This window comes from Proteus faecis, assembly GCF_030286765.1.
Taxonomy (GTDB): domain Bacteria; phylum Pseudomonadota; class Gammaproteobacteria; order Enterobacterales; family Enterobacteriaceae; genus Proteus; species Proteus faecis.
The window spans coordinates 157,546-176,201 of sequence record NZ_JASVWV010000003.1 but is presented as its reverse complement, the minus strand read 5'-3'; the positions used below and the strand labels follow the sequence as shown (position 1 = coordinate 176,201).

Genomic DNA, 18,656 nt, shown 5'->3' with positions numbered 1-18,656 from the left:
TTCTCTGATTATGTTCAGAATTAGTTTATTGTGATCAGTTGATTAAGTTGCTCACATGCACTTTGATAACTGCATTGCTCTTGGATATCTTGTTGTAAGAACTTCGCGAGGGATGGATAAAGTGCAATGGCTTTATCAAGCATAGGATCACTCCCCGCAGCATAAGCACCTACGTTAATTAAATCGCGGTTACGTTGATAACTAGACAAAAGTTGTTTAAACACTTGTACGCGACGATAATGTGTTTTATCAATCAATGAGGTCATTGCACGGCTTATAGACGCTTCGATATCGATAGCAGGGTAGTGTCCTGATTCTGCCAGAGAACGCGAAAGCACAATGTGGCCATCTAAAATTGCACGCGCAGAGTCTGCAATAGGATCTTGCTGATCATCACCTTCTGTTAAAACAGTATAGAAAGCCGTAATAGAACCGCCACCATCAACGCCATTTCCTGCACGTTCGACCAGTGCGGGCAATTTAGCGAATACAGAAGGTGGATAGCCTTTGGTTGCAGGTGGTTCGCCGACAGCAAGGGCAATTTCACGTTGCGCCATACTGTAACGTGTGAGTGAGTCCATAATCAGTAAGACATGTTTTCCGTGATCACGAAAATCTTCGGCAATACGTGTTGCATAAGAAGCGCCTTGCATTCGAAGAAGTGGTGACACGTCCGCTGGTGCTGCTACAACGACAGAGCGTGCTAAACCATCTGTACCGAGAATGTTTTCAATAAAATCTTTAACTTCACGTCCACGTTCACCAATTAATCCAACAACAATCACATCAGCTTGAGTAAAACGTGCCATCATGCCTAATAGCACACTTTTACCGACACCAGAGCCTGCAAAAAGTCCCATACGCTGACCACGACCTACAGTCAACAGTGAATTGATTGCACGCACGCCCACATCCAGTACATCAGTAATAGGGGTACGTTGTAGTGGATTGATAGGTGGCGTAATAAGTGGGGCACGATAACCTGTATCTGGTGGTGGTAATCCATCTAAAGGATAACCAGAGCCATCTAAAACACGCCCTAACAGCGCATCTCCAAGAGGTAATTGACGACCTTCATTTTCCCCACCCGGAGTAGCCTGTGCATAAACACGAGCACCCGGTGTTAATCCTTCGACTTCTTGTAAAGGCATTAACAACATTTGGCTACCATTAAACCCAACGACTTCACTTTCAACTTCTTCAACAGTTTTACCAATGGTACGTTCTATTAAACATGTAGAGCCAAGGGGCATAACAAGCCCCTTAGCTTCCATGACTAAACCTGTAGCTCTGGTTAAACGACCATATTGACGTACACGCGGAATTTTATTTAAACGCGCTTCTGCATCACTGAGCTTTTCTAACCAACGCCCCAATCTTGCTGTCATTACAACGCCTCCGGAGCAGCAAGACGGCAAAGCTCATGCCAACGAGTTGCAATCGTGGCATCAAGATCGCCATCATTTGTCACAACACGGCATCCACCAACATGAATACTGTTATCGGCAACCACTTTCCAACCATGAGCAGAAAGTGAATCACCCAGCTCTTTCTCAATTTGTGGAATATGTTTTGGGTTAACTCTTAATTGTGGATTACTTGAGAACATTTGTTCTTGTTGCAACATTAAGGTGATTTGCGCCAGTAATGCAGAACCATCACAAACCGCAGGCTGACCGAGAACTTCTTTTGCCGCAGTGAGGGCGATTTGCATTAAACGCGAAGCAATAACACTGTCTAACCCATTTAAAGAGTGCCTAAACTCAGCCAACAAACCTTGCCATTCATTAATTAATGGTGATTGCTGAGCAATGCCTTGGCGAATACCTTCTTCAATACCTGATTGTAATCCAGCCTGATAGCCTTCCTGATAACCCTGGTTTTTCCCTGCCTCAAGGCCTTCAGCGTGGCCCAATTTCTGGGCCTTTTCTTTCATGTCATCAAGCATATTAATTTGCTCAAGGACTTTCTGTTGCTGAACGACTTCTTTTTCCTGTTTTTCGACTTCCTTTTCGTTTTCTGTCGTTTCCTCGACAGTTAATGCCCAATCAGTGAGTTCTTTTGGAACCCAAGGCTTCCAGTTAGTATCAGTATGTTTATCAGACATAGGTATCGTCTCCTCCATGAAGAACAACCTCTCCAGTCTCTGCTAATTTGCGTACCACAAGCAGAATGGCTTTCTGCTCTGCTTCCACTTGAGACATACGAACAGGGCCGCGAGAACTCAAGTCATCACGCATGATTTCAGCAGCACGTTGTGACATATTGTTGAGGAAGTGATCGCGTAGCTCTTGATCGCATCCTTTCAATGCCACAACCAAGGAGTCGGATTCCACTTCCTGTAGAATGCGCTGGATAGAACGGTTGTCGATATCGATAAGGTTTTCGAACAGGAACATTTCGTCGATAATTTTTTGTGCCAATTCGCCGTCATAATCGCGAACCGCAGTAATGACATTCTCTTCTTGCTGGCTCTTCATCAAGTTGATGATTTCAGCAGCAGTACGAACACCACCCATTTTACTGCGTTTGAGGTTTTGACCATCAAGCAGGTTATTCAGTACTTCAGTTAACTCTGCTAATGCTGACGGTTGAACACCACCAAATGTTGCGATACGTAACATTACGTCATTACGTAATTTCTCATCAAATAGGGCAAGAATATCTGCTGCTTGACCTCGTTTGAGATGAACCAAGATGGTTGCGATAATCTGCGGATGTTCGTCGCGGATAATATCGGCAGCCATTTGTGGCTCCATAAAGTTAAGTGTCTCGATACCCGTCGTTGTTTCGCGAGTTTCTGATATCTCATCTAATAGATTATTTGCACGTTCTTCACCCAAGGCTTTAACAAGAACTGAGCGTAAATAATCGTTCGCATTGACGTTCAATGCTGCGTATTGAACAGCGTCTTCTTCAAAACTTGCCATAACATCAATCAATTGTTGATTTGAAATCTGACGCATTGAAGACATTGCAATACTCAGCTGTTGAACTTCGCGTGTACTTAGATGTTTAAATACTTCCGCCGCTCGATCTTCACCGAGTGTTAGTAACATAACGGCGCTTTTTTCGGTTCCAGTTAAGTTATTACTCATTGTTCTTTACTCATCCATTGACGAATTACCATTGCGACGACACGAGGATCTTTCTCTGCCATTTCACGGATACGTTGGCTCTGCAATTCGGCACTTACACGTTGACGTGCTTGCTTACGTCTTGCTTCGTCATCTAATTCTGCTTCATCAACATCATCTTTAACTTCTAGCTTGGTTTTCAGCACGGCTTTCTGTGCTGCAGCTTCAGCTTCACGGCGTTTTTCAATCTGTGGTTTCACCAGTTTGCGCCACAAGATCCATGCGATGATAATAAGTAATAACCAGCGACCTAAATCTAATGCTTTCGCAATAATTTCAGGATTTTCCCATACAGGAACGGTGATCACTTTCTCTTCAATATCGTTGAACTGTGAGTTTACGACACTTAAAGAGTCACCACGTTCTTGGGAATACCCCATCGCTTCACGAACAAGTCCTTCAATTTGCTGGATTTGCTCATCAGTTAGCGGAACAAGTTTAGTTTCAACAACAGGCTCTTCGCCTTCAGCGGCTTCTTTCTTATCTTCAACTGTTTTGTAGTTCACAATAACAGCTACAGAAAGACGTTCGACATTACCTACAGGACGTTTGATATGGCGAATTCGGCGATCAACTTCATAGTTGGTTGTTTCATCTAAACGGCTATTGCTGTTTGGATTGCGTGTTAATGAGCGATTAGTTCCCGTTGCATTGGCACCATCTGTTTTTTCACCTTCTTGCGCCTTTGGCGTTTCAATTGGCGCTTGTGGTGGAGCAACAGGTTGATTAGATAATGCTCCGGGGACACCGCCAGCTAACATGCCGCCATTTTGCTCACTTTGGCTCAACTGTTTTGAACGCACCGCGGCTTGATTTGGTGGCTGGTTTGGTTTGTACTCTTCCGCTGTCTCTTCTGTATGAGAGAAGTCAACTTGAGCTGTCACCTGTGCATGAACGTTTCCGCGACCCACAATTGGGCCTAATAACGTTTCAATACGCTGCTGATAACGGCTTTCTAGCTCTTGAACATATTTCAGTTGGATAGAGTTAAGATCGCGACCTAACGCATCTGGTTGTGTCAATAGTTTGCCACTCTGGTCAACGATAGTCACACTGCTGTCAGGCATACCTGCAACACTGCTCGCAACGATATGCACAATGGCATTAATTTGACCTTCATCCAGCGCTCTACCCTGTAAAAGACCCACCGTAACGGATGCAGAAGGGGATTTCTGTTCACGAACAAAAAGAGATGGTTTTGGCAGTGCTAAATGAACTCGAGCATTTTGTACAGGACCTAATGTTTCGATAGTGCGAGCAAGCTCACCTTCAAGTGCACGTTGATAATTAATCTGTTCACTAAATTGGCTGATCCCGAACTTTTCTTTATCTAACAGTTCAAAACCGGCAGCACCGCCTTTTGGAAGCCCCGCTTGTGCGAGTTTCAGGCGTAATTCATGAACCTGATTGTCAGGCACCATAATCGCCGCGCCATTTTGTGACAAGCGATAAGGTACATTCATCTGTGTTAACTGTGTGACAATTTCGCCACCGTCTTTATCGCTAAGATTACTATAAAGCACCTTATAATCAGGGCTTTGTAACCATAAAAATGCAGCAACAAAAATGGCAATCGCCGCCGAGCCCGCAATAATGAGCGGAATTTTCGGATCGGCTTTTATCCGGTTAATAATGGCGTTAAAACCCTTATTCTGGTTCACAACGTCGGTTTTTTCGGCATTCATAGACAATCCTTGCCTTGTAGTTCGGGATGAATACTAAAAGCGTGGCGTAACAAAACAGACTCCCCTTACGCAAATAAATAAACCTACTCTCAGGTGTCTCATTATTGGCCTTTTGCGTTTCATTTAATGGCGTAATTAGCCCTTAACTTTTGCGTTAATTACTCGCTTTGGAATGAAGCCCCTGTGTTAGGGTATAACTCGGTAAGCGTGTTGGTTCACTTCCTTACTATGACATTGATTCAATAATTGAATTAGATGATTAACGCAGAGGTTTATATGTCAATTCCAGCTATTGAAAGTGTTCTGGATAAAATGCAAATCCAGACTTTACAAGCATCCAATATTGCGAAACCCCAACCCGTACAAGCCGGATTTGCAACTCAGCTTGTTCAAGCCGTGGGTAAAATTAATGAAACTCGAATGAATGCAACCAACAAAGTTCAAGCGTTTACTTTAGGTACACCGGGTGTTGAATTAAACGATGTGATGGTGGATATGCAAAAATCCAGTATTTCATTACAAATGGGCATACAAGTGCGTAATAAGCTCGTGACTGCTTATCAAGAAATCATGTCGATGCAGGTGTAGTACCTTATCATTTGATAACGGTAGCTTTTCTTTTATATAACTATAAAGAAGCACCTAATCACAATAGAATGGGGCAGCTTGCTCAAAATCATTGAATAGATGATATAAGCTTTCGAATGTGATTAAATATTCGAATACTTATATTATTGTTTGCTATTTATGGTAATGAGTGCCCCGATTTTTGCAGATGGGATAGACACGTCATTTTATTGATGTGCGATTTTGCACATCCATCTCAAAGTAGCTTGCTCTCTTATCTCTTCTTATCTTTCAAAAAAGATCAAAAGTAATTGTTAAATAAGTTACTTAACCTATGTTGGATTAGTTTTGTATAAAGCTTGGTCATCGTCTTTCTTCTTAATTTTTTCTATTATATTTTCTAAATATTTAATTACATTTTAAATAACTAAAAATAAAACCAGCCCACATACAAATATGAATAGGTATGATAAAACTAAGATTTTTATAACTTGATGAAAACATCATGGGATTACTGATTAAAGCGCTGATAGGTGCATTTGTAGTAGTATTAATCGCGGTATTATCGAAATCTCGTCATTACTATATTGCGGGATTGGTTCCGTTATTTCCAACGTTTGCACTTATTGCACACTATATTGTTGGCTCTGAACGCTCTATTGAAGCGTTGCGTACCACCATTATTTTTAGTCTATGGGCTGTTATTCCTTATCTGGTTTATCTAATTTCACTCTATCTGATGATCAACTATGTAAAATTACTTTCGGCACTGGCAACGGCAGTTATCTGCTGGATTATCGCGGCTTGGTTACTTATTCAATTATGGAACAGATTTCATGGATAGCGTATTTACGCTTATCTAGTTATTATCGCGCAAAAAATAAAACTAGAGAGAATATGAAAAGATCATTGCAACAAAAAATAATTCAAATATGTAATGACAAAAATTTAGCTAAAGGAGAGTACACTTAATTTTCTTACGATGAAGTTCATCTTTTTATAAAACGGTTTTATTAAACTAAAATTTATTGATTATTATCACATTAAAGTAGGTCATAAACCGCTATGGTAATTACATGATTAATAACGTAAACGGTGATGATATGGAATATTGGTTTATTGCGTATAAAGTGCGTTCCAGAAATGGTGATACCTACGCCGGACATAAAATTGTAGAAACAGAAAGTGGGATCACACCCCATATTGCGTTAGAAAAAGCATGTCAGGAAGTTGCTGAAGGAGCACAAGCTGATATTCCTGCAGTGAGAGTAGTTGCTTTTAATCGTTTATAACATATTCTTCCTAATAGAAAATCCCACATTTATTAATGTGGGATTTTTTTTATCTAAATTTAAAATTTGGTTATTTAATACACTTTTTATGAACTGATTAACTAATAGAATTAATAAAAAAGTAAGGTATCCACTTATAAAATATAATTACATTGATCTGATAGACTTTTTTCATTTCTTTTACCTAAATAATATTTAATTATGTGATCTCAGCTCTATTAATTTACTTTTACTCATTGAATAAAAAAAAGCTTATGGTTAATGTGCTGGTGAGCTAAGGAATAGCTCAATACAAGGAAATAAAAATCATTATTTTGATTTTTTAGTTATTAATAAAAGGAAATTTAATTATGACAGTATTAACCGTTTATTTATGTGGTACTGGGTCTAACTCATTTGATAATAATAATCCGACTTTCTGGCAAGGTGAATTAGTCTCCACGTTAGCGCAAAATAATCAAGGAAGAGAGTTTGCACAGTGGTTTATTATTGATGGCCCGGGTAGTGGTAATCTGCAAGAAGATGATTTATGGGTTGAAAGCCCTAATTACTCTGATATTAAGGGATCGTTATTTGGCAGTGGCTGGGAAGAAAATGTCAATCACGCACTTTGCTTAATGAAAGGTAACTTTGATTGGCAACGTGAAAAGTTAACCGAAGAGCAGTATAACCAACTGAAAAAAGCTGGTATTCCTATTGAAGACGTCAAAGTCACAGGCTCTTTTTTATGGCGTAAATATGACTATGGCGACCGTCAAGTCACTCAGCAACAACTTCAACAGCAAATTATTCGTATCTTCCGTAAAGATGGCATTATTCCAACACAAGTTAACTTAGTGGGGTGGAGTCGTGGTGGTATTACTTGCCATATGCTAGCGAATGCGATGTTGGCAGATCCTCAATTAAAAGATATACCAGTGAATATTTTTGCTATTGACCCTGTTCCAGGTCCACTGAATTTCCAACCAGAAAAAGTCACGCTGGGTAAAAACGTCAAAGAATATGTCGGATTTTATGCAAGAGATGAGCGCTCTAAAGGATTTACTTGCGTGATCCCAACCGTCGCTGCTGATACTAAAATGCATATTTTCCCTATTTCAGGACGCCACGCCACATTAGTCGGCAATGCTTCTATTGATGGTAGTACAGGTGAAAATGCATTGTATGCACCGGGTTTAGTGGTTCGCCACTTTGCAGAAGTCTGTTTAACTCGCTGGGGTTGTGATTTAGCAAATAAATTAGCCTTAACGGATACACAAATAACAGATTATCAGACTGATATTGCTAATGATGCAGATAAATATATAGCAATGCGCCGTAAAACCTACTCTATCCATGAAAGTACGGGTAAAGATGAACGCAAAGTTTCATTAGGTAAAGAGGGGAAAGCATTCTCTGAGATCTATGGTGAACAATATAACCCATCAGTGGGTTTAACAGCGGATTATTTATCTAATCAGCAACTGTATGATGTAATTAAATAAATTACTAGTTATCAGATTATTATGAGCTAATATGTCGCCTACAGTTAAGTAGGCGATTTTTTATTTGCTTTCGTAGAAAGATAATAAGAAATTATTGAAATTATACTAATGCACTATAATCAAGAGATAAAAAATCACGAGCTAATCACATGAATTGGATTTTAAAATCATTTTCACAACTCACCACCGATGAGTTGTACGCTATTTTAGCTTTAAGAAATCAGGTTTTTATTTGTGAACAGCAATGTGCTTATCAAGATCTGGATGGGGTAGATCAAAATACATTACATCTGTTTGCGAAAGAGGAAGATAGCCAGCAACTTATTGCTTATGCTCGTTTGTTGCCACAAGGCATCGCATTTAAAGAAGCTTCAATAGGGCGGGTAATTGTTGCTCAAAAACAGCGGGGAAGAGGTATTGCTCATCAGTTAATAAAAGAGGCGATTGCAACAACATGCCATCAATTTAATACCCATACAATAAAAATAATGGCACAGGTTTATTTAGTCTCATTTTATCAATCACATGGTTTTGTTATCGATTCAGAAACGTATCTTGAAGACAACATTCCACATATTGATATGGTGTTAGTGCAATCTGTGCAATCTATGTCTATGTAATCAAAAATAAAAAACAAAAATAAAAAGTGGTAGACGTTGATTTTTACGTTACCGATAACAAGTTAAGCTGAATAATAGGAGTGGCTTTTCTAAGTAAAGACGCCATTAGCTAATAAAACCGCTTTTGGCGCAGAGGAGAGTTATTTAAGATTGAGATCAGGATAATAACTATGTTCTGTAAACTGACCATAGCTATTCTGTACCCTCTGCTCTTGTTCAGTCTGTCTTATTAATATGCCAAGCTCATCTAGACGAGCCCGTAATAAATTGCGCGTCTCGTTTTCGTTTTCTAAGATTTTTTTTAGCATATCCGTGAGGCGTTGTTGTAGTCTCAGCTCACCATCAGCCGGTTTTATCATCTTAGTGATATTTTCTACGCTTTTTAAATAATCCATTTCCATTTCTATCAGCTTGTCCCATTGCTGATCTTTGGCAAGCGTTAACATTTGCTCACTTGATTTTAAAACATGCTCGTAAGCCGCCATAATATCCATATTGTTGTCCACTCTAATTTAATAAGAATTAATCTGTGTGCCGATTTGTTGCCAAGCATCAGAAATTTCAGTTAAGAGCTTGATGACTTCATGAATTTTTTCTGGATTATTTTTTAAGTTAGCATCGAGTAGCTGATTAACCATATAGTCATAAAGGAGCTCCAGATTTTCTGCAAGCTCACCGCCTTTTTCTTTATCCAGACCTTGTTTTAATCCGTTACCAATAATATTAATGGCTTTAGAAATATTTTCGCCTTTACCGGCGATATTTCCTTGTTCCATTAATATTAATGCACGGCGAAGGGCGCTTAGCGCCCCATTAAATAGGATCTGGATCAGCTGGTAAGGAGAAGCATTTAAAATCTCGCTTTCAACGTCGATTTGAGCATACATTTTACTGGCTGATTGTTGATACATATTATCCTACTTTTTAAAAATTAACCTAATAAACGGCCAATTGAGGCACTAGAGTTAGTCATGGAGTTGACCATTTTATCTAACTGTTGGAACTGGTTTTTATAGCGTTCCATCGTGGCGGCAATATTGCGCTCTGTGTTTTTAATTTGGCTATCTAATGTTTTCTTGCGTTTTTTCACGCCATCAGTGGCAACATCTAAAGCACCATCATTAGATTGCAGGGTTTTCTTTAAGTAATTATAGGTTTGAGTACCAAAGCCTGTTTCTTTACCGTCACCCATAAAAAACTCTTTCACGTTAGCGGGTTTCTCTTTTAACGCTTCATCCAGTTTTTTGCTATCGATATCTAAAGAGCCATCAACCTTAAATTTAATCCCCATTTTATTAAGGGTATCTAAATCAGAGGTGCTTTGTGAACTTGTTACAAAGCTTTTTAGTTCTGACATAATCATACGGCTAGTACTATCACCTAATAAAACGCCATTATTATTAGACGCGGCTTCACCTTTTTCTACTTGGGTATACTTGGTCAGCTCTTTGTAAGTACTATTTAATTCATTATAAGCGTCAGTCCAAGCCTTTATGGCTTTTTTCATCGGCTCAATATCACGAGCAACAGTAATAATTTCTGGTTTATCAATACCGTCTTTGTTATCACTGGTTTTTTTCTTAAGATTTAATGTGATCCCTTCTGGGGCATCTTTAATCTCATTGGTTTGACGTTCGATATCAATACCGTTAATCGTTAATTCTGCATTATTGGCTTTAACGATTTCTCTCATTCCTGAAGTATGAGATGCTTCATCGGTAGCAGGTGAATTAGAAAGAAATTGATTAAGTTTATCATCACCTTCAACGGTGATTTTCATCTCAGATTTAGTGCCTTCTTTACGGGAAGTTAGGACTAAATAGTTTTCACCGTCTTTTGCTTTAACGATAGTGGCAGAAACATTGCCCTCTTTTTTATTGATAGCGTCACGCAATTCAATAATTGAAGTTTGTTTATCTTCTAATGGAATGCGTAAAGGTTCTTTTTCACCTTCTTGGGTAATCACTAAGGTGCGTTTATTACCTTCACCTAAGGTTTCACCTAATGGTTTTTTAATATCATCTACTGCTGTAGATTTTAACGTTTGAGCATGAGCAAGTGCTTTAATTGAGACAGTATAGTTACCAATACTAGCTTTACCGTCAGTACTGACTTTAAAGGCATCAAACTCATCATCGACTTTTGTAGCAACAATTTTATCGAATTTTTTTAAATCTTCAGAAGCTTTTTGTAACTTATCAAGCTGTCCACGCATTTTACCGTAAGCGGTAATTTTCGCTTCATAGCTTTTCATCTGTTTATCAAGGGGTTCAAGGCGTTTATTTTCCGCCGCCTCTAATTGTGCCAATGTTTGGCTAAGAGGCATCCCTGAGCCCACGCCTAGTGAAGCAATACCAGCCATACCGGTCTCCTTTCTGTGTTCGTAAAATAATCCTCAAGAACCGTTATCGGTAGAATCGGCGAAAAGTTTACGTCTATTTGGTATTTTTGATGACGTAAACAGGCTGCCATATAGAAGCCATTTGTTGGCATTGGGAACCAAAGTCGAATTTAGATGAATAAAAATAGCTTGAGACGAAAATTGATAAAAAATGAATAAAAAAATAATAAATTAATTTCCTTATTTATCATTGGGTTGATGTTAGCTCTATAAAAAATCGCAGAAATATTTGTAGGAAAAGTTAAAGGTTGCATGTGGGGTGCCGATAAACTTGTTGCCGGTGATTGACACCGTAAATGAATAGGCAAACTTTTATTTTATCGACTTGATTTTAAAGGAATCTAGCTATGGCACAAGTCATTAATACCAACTATCTATCTCTGGTAACTCAAAACAACCTGAACAAATCTCAGGGAGCTTTAGGAAGTGCAATCGAGCGTCTGTCTTCTGGTCTGCGTATCAACAGCGCTAAAGACGATGCTGCGGGTCAAGCGATTGCTAACCGTTTTACTGCAAACGTAAATGGTTTAACTCAAGCTGCACGTAATGCGAACGATGGTATCTCTATCGCTCAAACAACTGAAGGTGCGCTGAACGAAATCAACAACAACTTACAACGTATCCGTGAGCTAACAGTTCAAGCTAAAAATGGTTCTAACTCAGAATCAGATATCACTTCTATCCAAGACGAAGTTACAGAGCGTCTGAAAGAAATCGACCGTATTTCTGAACAAACTCAGTTTAACGGCGTTAAAGTACTGAGCGGTGAGAAGTCTACTATGACTGTTCACGTTGGTACTAACGATAAAGAAGCAATTAGCTTCAAATTAGATAAAGTTGATAGCACTGAACTGAAAGTTAATGATTTTAAAGTTGGTGCAGAAAAAGCTTATTCTGATGTTAAAGCATCTGAATTTAAAGATGAAACAGACCCAGCAAATGTTGTTACTGGTAAAAGTTTTGAGATAGATACCGCTGCTATTAAAATTGATGATGGCAAAGGTGGTAATCTGCCAGTTGAAAACGCTAAATTACAAAAAGCTGATGATGGTTCATTTGTTGTAACTGCAACTGTTGGCGGAAAAACGCGTACATTTGAAACTGATTTAGCTGCTGATGCTAAACCAGAAGCTGATGGTAAAGTTAAAGTTACAGCTAAAGCTGATGAAGTTGTTGATGAAAATGCACTTTCATTAGAAAAATTAGATGAAGCAATGGCTAAAGTTGACGGTATGCGTTCTTCTTTAGGTGCGATTCAAAACCGTTTTGAATCTACTATCAATAACCTGAACAACACTGTTAACAACTTATCTGCTGCACGTAGCCGTATCTTAGATGCTGACTACGCAACAGAAGTTTCTAACATGAGCCGTGGTCAAATCCTGCAACAAGCTGGTACTTCTGTACTTGCTCAAGCAAACCAAGTACCACAAACTGTTCTGTCTCTGTTACGTTAATTCGTACACTGACACAAAAGATACCTTTCTATATTCAAAAGGTCCTCGTAAGAGGGCCTTTTTTTGTTTTGTGTTAAAAAGTATTTATATTTTTTCTTTATCTATCAAGTTACATGCTTATGTAACTAGACGTTTTTAAGGATATATTCGCTTGTCGCTTAGTTCTGCACTTTGAATTATTTAAAATATAGATTCTCAGTCTATTATATTTAAATTCACTTTTTTTTAGTTTTATTTTTTCTCTCAATCTCTTTTACTTTTTTCTGCAATCAATTACTTCTTATAAATTAACTAACTGGCTTTTTTTGCTATTTTCGCGACGCCAAAAATCGTAAATCCCTCAAATTTGATGACGATAGTGTTTAGGCAACGTTGTTACAGTGACGTAATAACAAACCTATTCATTTAAAAGTATTTTAAAATCAAGTTGAAGGAATATTGTATGGCACAAGTCATTAATACCAATTACCTGTCATTGGTCACTCAAAATAATTTGAATCGTTCACAAAGTGCATTAGGTAATGCAATTCAACGTTTATCTTCTGGTTTACGTATTAATAGCGCCAAGGATGACGCAGCGGGTCAAGCAATAGCAAACCGTTTTACGGCTAATGTTAAAGGTTTAACTCAAGCGGCACGTAATGCGAACGATGGTATTTCGATAGCCCAAACCACAGAAGGGGCTTTGAATGAGATTAATAATAACTTGCAACGTATTCGTGAGTTAACCGTCCAAGCAAAAAATGGTTCTAATTCAGATTCTGATATTAAATCAATTCAAGAAGAAGTGAACCAACGTACTGCTGAAATTAATCGTATTTCAGCACAGACTCAATTTAATGGTGTAAAAGTATTAAGTGAAGATAGCACATTAAATTTACAGGTTGGTGCGCATGATAAAGAACAAATTAGTGTTGATCTGAAAAAAACCGATGCGACTACATTAGGTATCGATAAATTGGATCTATCAGCAAAAAGCAAACTCGGTTCTAAAGCTACTGAAGTCGAAGTCACTTTAACTGGTTCTCCTGCAACAAAAGAGATGCAAAAACTAGATACAACGGATTTGGATGCAAAAGTTTCCACTAACGCTTGGAAAAGCTACGATATTTCTTATGCTCTAGATGCTAATGGTAAAGATGATAAATCTATATTGGTTGTTCACTCCGTCGATAAAAATGGTAAGGATGACTATTTTAGTATCGCTGCAAAAACCGGTGCTACAGCAGGTGCAAAAGCCAAAGTGGATGTATCAGGTACATCTGTGAATACCAATGAAGCAGTTGAAAAACCATTAGCGACATTAGATAAAGCGTTATCTCAAGTCGATAGCTTACGCAGTGCCATGGGTGCTGTGCAAAACCGTTTAGATTCAACCATTACTAACTTAGGCAACACAGTGAATAATCTAACCGCATCACGTAGTCGTATAGAAGATGCCGATTATGCAACAGAAGTGTCTAATATGAGTAAAGGTCAAATACTGCAACAAGCAGGGACTTCTGTGCTTGCTCAAGCAAATCAAATTCCTCAAAACGTATTATCACTTTTAAGATAATAACGGCGTTATTCGCTTTTATATTTCGGATTAATTTATTTTTAAATGTAAAGTCATATTAATTGACTCGGTATTTAGGAATTAAATTAAAAAGAAATAAAGAGAAAAATATTAAATTAATTTATTTTGCTAAGAGTAGCAAAAAGGAAGATATTATGGCACAAGTCATTAATACCAATTACCTGTCACTGGTCACTCAAAATAATTTGAATCGTTCACAAAGTGCATTAGGTAATGCAATTCAACGTTTATCTTCTGGGTTACGTATTAATAGCGCCAAGGATGACGCAGCAGGTCAAGCAATAGCAAACCGTTTTACGGCTAATGTTAAAGGTTTAACTCAAGCGGCACGTAATGCGAACGATGGTATTTCCATAGCGCAAACCACAGAAGGGGCTTTGAATGAGATTAATAATAACTTGCAACGTATTCGTGAGTTAACCGTCCAAGCAAAGAATGGTTCTAATTCAGATTCTGATATTAAATCTATTCAAGAAGAAGTGAACCAACGTACTGCTGAAATTAATCGTATTTCAGCGCAGACTCAATTTAATGGTGTAAAAGTATTAAGTGAAGATAGCACATTAAATTTACAGGTTGGTGCGCATGATAAAGAACAAATTAGTGTTGCTCTGAAAAAAACCGATGCGACTACATTGGGTATTGATAAATTGGATTTATCAGCAAAAAGCCCAATTGGTGGAAGTGCAGCTGATGTTGTTATTAATAAAGGTAATAAAGCTAAAGAAGAAACCGTGAAGTTTGATGTCGATACGACTTTTGTCGGGAAAGTCGATCCAAATGATACAACAAAAATGTATAAAAGCTATGAAGTTTTACATGGAGTAGACAGTAAAACAGGAAAAGAAGATGCATCTACTTTGATTGTTAAAGCAACCAAACATGATGGTACTGTTGAATATTTATCCACCACTGTGACCGCCGGTTCGAATCCTGGTGATAACGCTACTGCTACGGTTGGTAGTGCAATGACTATCGATAAAGTTAATGAAATGCCTCTTGACGCTTTAGATAAAGCGTTATCTCAAGTCGATAGCTTACGCAGTGCCATGGGTGCTGTGCAAAACCGTTTAGATTCAACTATTACTAATTTAGGTAATACAGTGAATAATCTAACCGCATCACGTAGCCGTATAGAAGATGCCGATTATGCGACAGAAGTGTCTAATATGAGTAAAGGTCAAATACTGCAACAAGCAGGGACTTCTGTGCTTGCTCAAGCAAATCAAATTCCTCAAAACGTATTATCACTTTTAAGATAATAACGGCGTTATTCGCTTTTATATTTCGGATTAATTTATTTTTAAATGTAAAGTCATATTAATTAATTGACTCGGTATTTAGGAATTAAATTAAAAAGAAATAAAGAGAAAAATATTAAATTAACTTATTTTGCTAAGAGTAGCAAAAAGGAAGATATTATGGCACAAGTCATTAATACCAATTACTTGTCATTGGTCACTCAAAATAATTTGAATCGTTCACAAAGTGCATTAGGTAATGCAATTCAACGTTTATCTTCGGGTTTACGTATTAATAGCGCCAAGGATGACGCAGCGGGTCAAGCAATAGCAAACCGTTTTACGGCTAATGTTAAAGGTTTAACTCAAGCGGCACGTAATGCGAACGATGGTATTTCGATAGCGCAAACCACAGAAGGGGCTTTGAATGAGATTAATAATAACTTGCAACGTATTCGTGAGTTAACCGTCCAAGCAAAGAATGGTTCTAATTCAGATTCTGATATTAAATCTATTCAAGAAGAAGTGAACCAACGTACCGCTGAAATTAATCGTATTTCAGCACAGACTCAATTTAATGGTGTAAAAGTATTAAGTGAAGATAGCACATTAAATTTACAGGTTGGTGCGCATGATAAAGAGCAGATCAGTGTTAATTTGAAAAAAACTGATGCGACTACATTGGGTATTGATAAATTGGATTTATCAGCAAAAAGTCAAATTGGATCTAAAGCAACTGAAGTTGAAGCGACTATTACTTCAAGTAGCCCTGCAACAAAAGAGATGCAAAAATTAGATACAACAGCATTGGATGCAAAAGTTTCCAATAACGACTGGAAAAGTTACGATATCTTTTATGGTGTAGATGCTAATGGTAAAGATGATAAATCAACATTGGTTGTTCATTCTGTAGATAAAAATGGTGTGGATGCTTATTATAGCATTTCTGCAACAGGTGCTACAGCAGGTCAAGCATACAAAGTAAAGGACTCAGGTACGGCTATAACCCTCGATGAAGCAGTTGAAAAACCATTAGCGACATTAGATAAAGCGTTATCTCAAGTCGATAGCTTACGCAGTGCCATGGGTGCTGTACAAAACCGTTTAGATTCAACCATTACTAACTTAGGCAACACAGTGAATAATCTAACCGCATCACGTAGTCGTATAGAAGATGCCGATTATGCAACAGAAGTGTCTAATATGAGTAAAGGTCAAATACTGCAACAAGCAGGGACTTCTGTGCTTGCTCAAGCAAACCAAATTCCTCAAAACGTATTATCACTGCTTCGTTAATTTCAATTTTAAATAATCCTCAAATCGCATCCACTACATTTTTTTGTAGTGGGTGTTTTATCATCAAAACAATCGTTTTTTTAATTAATCATTTATGAGTATTTCAACTTGTGCTCAAGACGCTAAAATCTCACAAAATAAAATACTATGATTTATATGTTATTTTTTTATGAACAGAATGCATATTCAATGCATCAATTTCTTTTAATGAGCTAAATTATCAATTTAATTAACGGTTTTTCTAAGGATTAGTCGCCGATCATTTAAGGTAAAGTAGTTCTCGTAATGCAATGACAAATTAATTATCAATGAAAACCCGATTTTTGCTGAAAATTTGGCATAGGTGAAAAAGAGGCGCTTTTGCTTCACTGTTCAGTCGATTGCTAAATTTATTTCGCCAGATAATGGTTTCCGGTCTTTTATCCAAAGGTGTCTTTTGTTGTGAGTGATTTGTATACCGCCGAAGGCGTGATGGACAAAAATAGCCTCTGGGAGCGATATGTCCCGTTGGTTCGCCATGAAGCATTACGATTACAGGTCAAGTTACCTGCGAGTGTTGAATTGGATGATCTTTTGCAAGCGGGTGGAATTGGGTTATTAAACGCCGTTGAGCGTTATGACTCAATGCAAGGTGCTGCCTTTACCACTTATGCTGTTCAACGTATCCGTGGCTCTATGTTAGATGAGCTACGCAGTCGAGATTGGGCGCCACGTAGTGTGCGTCGTAATGCAAGAGAAGTAACTCATTCTATTCATCAACTAGAACAGGATCTAGGACGACCACCATTAGAACAGGAAGTTGCTGATCATTTGCAGATTGAGTTAGCAGAATACCGGCAGATCCTATTGGATACGAATAACAGCCAATTGTTCTCTTATGACGAATGGCATGAAATTTACGGTGAAAGCTGTGAACCGTCTCAAGACGAAGATCATGATGACAATCCATTACAGATGTTATTAGAAAGTGATATTCGCCAAAGAGTCATAGACGCGATAGAATTGCTTCCCGAAAGGGAAAAAATGGTTCTTACCCTGTATTATCAGGAAGAACTTAATTTGAAAGAAATAGGCGCAGTGCTTAATGTCGGGGAATCCCGCGTGAGCCAGCTACACAGCCAAGCCATAAAAAGGCTGCGAGCACGCTTAAACCCAGAGAAATAGAAGTTTTGCTTATTTTTGTTTTTGTTTATTAAGACTACAACACAGGGCTTTATCTCTTATGTCTGTTTCAACACAAAAGAAACGGCCGCTAAGCCGTTACATTAAAGACTATAAACACAGCCAGACTCATTGTCTACATTGCCACAAGGCGCTGGATCGGATCTCTCTCGTATTCAATCGCCAAGTTATCAATAAAGAAGCCATTTCTGAAATGACGGATTTAATTGATGATGAAACGTGGGAAACATTACAAGAGAAATTTTCTGCGCTATGTCGTTTCTGTAGTGAGATTTACTGTAATAGTGAAACTGACTACTTTGATATTATGTCTTTTAAGCAGTATTTGTTTGAACAAACGGAGATGAGCCACAGTACTGTTCGTGAGTATGTGGTTCGTTTACGTCGGCTCGATGAATTACTGACTTCAACTAATTTTCCACGTCAAGAGTTTACGACCGAGAAAATTCAGTCAGACTTGAGTAAAAAGCTCACTCCCTCTGCATTTAGTAACTACAATATTGCACTACGTAAGTATGAGCAATATCTCGATTGGTGCCAAGAGCCACCATCGATGAGTAGTAGTCACTAATTGCGCTCAAGAGAGACCTTAAAAGGAGTAGCCTAGCCTACTCCTTTTCTTTGTCACTTATCATCATACTTTATTTACTTTTCTGTTTTTCCCTCTTATCTTAAAATTCTTTATCTATCCTTTAATAAGAATATTTAAACTAAT

Annotated in this window: 18 protein-coding genes; 11 read left to right on the top strand and 7 right to left on the bottom strand. The window is 38.1% G+C overall.

Features of this window, described 5'->3' with window-relative positions:
* Nucleotides 1–20: 20 nt before the first annotated feature.
* The 4 genes from fliI to fliF are packed head-to-tail and all read right to left on the bottom strand — an operon-like array spanning nucleotide 21 to nucleotide 4,822.
* Entirely contained in the window at nucleotides 21–1,388 is a 1,368-nt protein-coding gene (gene fliI, locus QSH13_RS06410; protein WP_286038955.1) for a flagellar protein export ATPase FliI, read from the bottom strand.
* Nucleotides 1,388–2,107: a flagellar assembly protein FliH gene (gene fliH, locus QSH13_RS06405; RefSeq protein WP_109396463.1), complete on the bottom strand. Its 720-nt coding sequence runs from the start codon at nucleotides 2,105–2,107 to the stop codon at nucleotides 1,388–1,390. Before fliH ends, fliI begins: the two co-directional genes overlap by 1 nt.
* Complete coding sequence (gene fliG, locus QSH13_RS06400) at nucleotides 2,100–3,098, bottom strand: flagellar motor switch protein FliG (RefSeq protein WP_109396462.1); 999 nt, start codon at nucleotides 3,096–3,098, stop codon at nucleotides 2,100–2,102. Before fliG ends, fliH begins: the two co-directional genes overlap by 8 nt.
* Nucleotides 3,095–4,822: a flagellar basal-body MS-ring/collar protein FliF gene (fliF, locus tag QSH13_RS06395; RefSeq protein WP_109396461.1), complete on the bottom strand. Its 1,728-nt coding sequence runs from the start codon at nucleotides 4,820–4,822 to the stop codon at nucleotides 3,095–3,097. The genes fliG and fliF overlap by 4 nt, the downstream gene beginning before the upstream one ends.
* Before the next feature lie 276 nt (nucleotides 4,823–5,098).
* Between fliF and fliE the strand changes: the two genes are divergently transcribed.
* The 5 genes from fliE (at nucleotide 5,099) to QSH13_RS06370 (ending at nucleotide 8,785) form a co-directional block, all read left to right on the top strand.
* Entirely contained in the window at nucleotides 5,099–5,410 is a 312-nt protein-coding gene (gene fliE, locus QSH13_RS06390) for a flagellar hook-basal body complex protein FliE (RefSeq protein WP_162556427.1), read from the top strand.
* Nucleotides 5,411–5,894: 484 nt separating this feature from the next.
* Complete coding sequence (locus tag QSH13_RS06385; RefSeq protein ID WP_196544109.1) at nucleotides 5,895–6,233, top strand: GlpM family protein; 339 nt, start codon at nucleotides 5,895–5,897, stop codon at nucleotides 6,231–6,233.
* Between the two features lie 232 nt (nucleotides 6,234–6,465).
* Nucleotides 6,466–6,681: a hypothetical protein gene (locus QSH13_RS06380; RefSeq protein WP_023581839.1), complete on the top strand. Its 216-nt coding sequence runs from the start codon at nucleotides 6,466–6,468 to the stop codon at nucleotides 6,679–6,681.
* Between the two features lie 350 nt (nucleotides 6,682–7,031).
* Nucleotides 7,032–8,165: a hypothetical protein gene (locus tag QSH13_RS06375; RefSeq protein ID WP_286038954.1), complete on the top strand. Its 1,134-nt coding sequence runs from the start codon at nucleotides 7,032–7,034 to the stop codon at nucleotides 8,163–8,165.
* Between the two features lie 149 nt (nucleotides 8,166–8,314).
* On the top strand, nucleotides 8,315–8,785 hold the full coding sequence (locus tag QSH13_RS06370) for a GNAT family N-acetyltransferase (RefSeq protein ID WP_109406687.1): 471 nt from the start codon (nucleotides 8,315–8,317) through the stop codon (nucleotides 8,783–8,785).
* Between the two features lie 140 nt (nucleotides 8,786–8,925).
* Here QSH13_RS06370 and fliT read toward each other — a convergent pair whose 3' ends face one another.
* From fliT to fliD, 3 genes are read right to left on the bottom strand one after another with little or no spacing between them, the layout of a single operon-like run.
* The gene (gene fliT, locus QSH13_RS06365; protein ID WP_109396456.1) at nucleotides 8,926–9,279 is read right to left on the bottom strand and encodes a flagellar protein FliT; all 354 of its coding nucleotides are present in this window, start codon (nucleotides 9,277–9,279) and stop codon (nucleotides 8,926–8,928) included.
* Nucleotides 9,280–9,297: 18 nt separating this feature from the next.
* A complete protein-coding gene (gene fliS, locus QSH13_RS06360; RefSeq protein ID WP_109396455.1) occupies nucleotides 9,298–9,696 on the bottom strand; it encodes a flagellar export chaperone FliS in 399 nt (132 codons plus the stop codon).
* A 20-nt stretch (nucleotides 9,697–9,716) separates the two neighbouring features.
* Nucleotides 9,717–11,147, bottom strand: coding sequence for a flagellar filament capping protein FliD (fliD, locus tag QSH13_RS06355; protein ID WP_196544108.1), 1,431 nt, complete (start codon nucleotides 11,145–11,147; stop codon nucleotides 9,717–9,719).
* A 386-nt stretch (nucleotides 11,148–11,533) separates the two neighbouring features.
* Here fliD and QSH13_RS06350 point away from each other — a divergent pair, with 386 nt between their 5' ends.
* From QSH13_RS06350 to fliZ, 6 genes are all read left to right on the top strand, one after another.
* Nucleotides 11,534–12,643 carry a FliC/FljB family flagellin gene (locus QSH13_RS06350; RefSeq protein WP_196544107.1) on the top strand — a complete coding sequence of 370 codons (1,110 nt, stop codon included), beginning with the start codon at nucleotides 11,534–11,536 and terminating at the stop codon, nucleotides 12,641–12,643.
* A 442-nt stretch (nucleotides 12,644–13,085) separates the two neighbouring features.
* Nucleotides 13,086–14,201, top strand: coding sequence for a FliC/FljB family flagellin (locus tag QSH13_RS06345; protein WP_286038953.1), 1,116 nt, complete (start codon nucleotides 13,086–13,088; stop codon nucleotides 14,199–14,201).
* Between the two features lie 155 nt (nucleotides 14,202–14,356).
* A complete protein-coding gene (locus tag QSH13_RS06340) occupies nucleotides 14,357–15,484 on the top strand; it encodes a FliC/FljB family flagellin (RefSeq protein WP_286038952.1) in 1,128 nt (375 codons plus the stop codon).
* Nucleotides 15,485–15,643: 159 nt separating this feature from the next.
* Nucleotides 15,644–16,759, top strand: a complete 1,116-nt coding sequence (locus tag QSH13_RS06335) for a FliC/FljB family flagellin (protein WP_235376121.1) — start codon at nucleotides 15,644–15,646, stop codon at nucleotides 16,757–16,759.
* A gap of 441 nt (nucleotides 16,760–17,200) precedes the next feature.
* On the top strand, nucleotides 17,201–17,923 hold the full coding sequence (locus QSH13_RS06330) for an RNA polymerase sigma factor FliA (protein ID WP_036912728.1): 723 nt from the start codon (nucleotides 17,201–17,203) through the stop codon (nucleotides 17,921–17,923).
* A gap of 58 nt (nucleotides 17,924–17,981) precedes the next feature.
* Entirely contained in the window at nucleotides 17,982–18,512 is a 531-nt protein-coding gene (gene fliZ, locus QSH13_RS06325; RefSeq protein WP_075673009.1) for a flagella biosynthesis regulatory protein FliZ, read from the top strand.
* Nucleotides 18,513–18,656 lie beyond the last annotated feature (144 nt).

Bases quoted from the DNA above. Each gene is read 5' to 3' on its own strand.
- fliI (WP_286038955.1), bottom strand. From the start codon at position 1,388: ATGACAGCAAGATTGGGGCGTTGGTTAGAAAAGCTCAGTGATGCAGAA.
- fliH (WP_109396463.1), bottom strand. From the start codon at position 2,107: ATGTCTGATAAACATACTGATACTAACTGGAAGCCTTGGGTTCCAAAA.
- fliG (WP_109396462.1), bottom strand. From the start codon at position 3,098: ATGAGTAATAACTTAACTGGAACCGAAAAAAGCGCCGTTATGTTACTA.
- fliF (WP_109396461.1), bottom strand. From the start codon at position 4,822: ATGAATGCCGAAAAAACCGACGTTGTGAACCAGAATAAGGGTTTTAAC.
- fliE (WP_162556427.1), top strand. From the start codon at position 5,099: ATGTCAATTCCAGCTATTGAAAGTGTTCTGGATAAAATGCAAATCCAG.
- QSH13_RS06385 (WP_196544109.1), top strand. From the start codon at position 5,895: ATGGGATTACTGATTAAAGCGCTGATAGGTGCATTTGTAGTAGTATTA.
- QSH13_RS06380 (WP_023581839.1), top strand. From the start codon at position 6,466: ATGATTAATAACGTAAACGGTGATGATATGGAATATTGGTTTATTGCG.
- QSH13_RS06375 (WP_286038954.1), top strand. From the start codon at position 7,032: ATGACAGTATTAACCGTTTATTTATGTGGTACTGGGTCTAACTCATTT.
- QSH13_RS06370 (WP_109406687.1), top strand. From the start codon at position 8,315: ATGAATTGGATTTTAAAATCATTTTCACAACTCACCACCGATGAGTTG.
- fliT (WP_109396456.1), bottom strand. From the start codon at position 9,279: ATGGATATTATGGCGGCTTACGAGCATGTTTTAAAATCAAGTGAGCAA.
- fliS (WP_109396455.1), bottom strand. From the start codon at position 9,696: ATGTATCAACAATCAGCCAGTAAAATGTATGCTCAAATCGACGTTGAA.
- fliD (WP_196544108.1), bottom strand. From the start codon at position 11,147: ATGGCTGGTATTGCTTCACTAGGCGTGGGCTCAGGGATGCCTCTTAGC.
- QSH13_RS06350 (WP_196544107.1), top strand. From the start codon at position 11,534: ATGGCACAAGTCATTAATACCAACTATCTATCTCTGGTAACTCAAAAC.
- QSH13_RS06345 (WP_286038953.1), top strand. From the start codon at position 13,086: ATGGCACAAGTCATTAATACCAATTACCTGTCATTGGTCACTCAAAAT.
- QSH13_RS06340 (WP_286038952.1), top strand. From the start codon at position 14,357: ATGGCACAAGTCATTAATACCAATTACCTGTCACTGGTCACTCAAAAT.
- QSH13_RS06335 (WP_235376121.1), top strand. From the start codon at position 15,644: ATGGCACAAGTCATTAATACCAATTACTTGTCATTGGTCACTCAAAAT.
- fliZ (WP_075673009.1), top strand. From the start codon at position 17,982: ATGTCTGTTTCAACACAAAAGAAACGGCCGCTAAGCCGTTACATTAAA.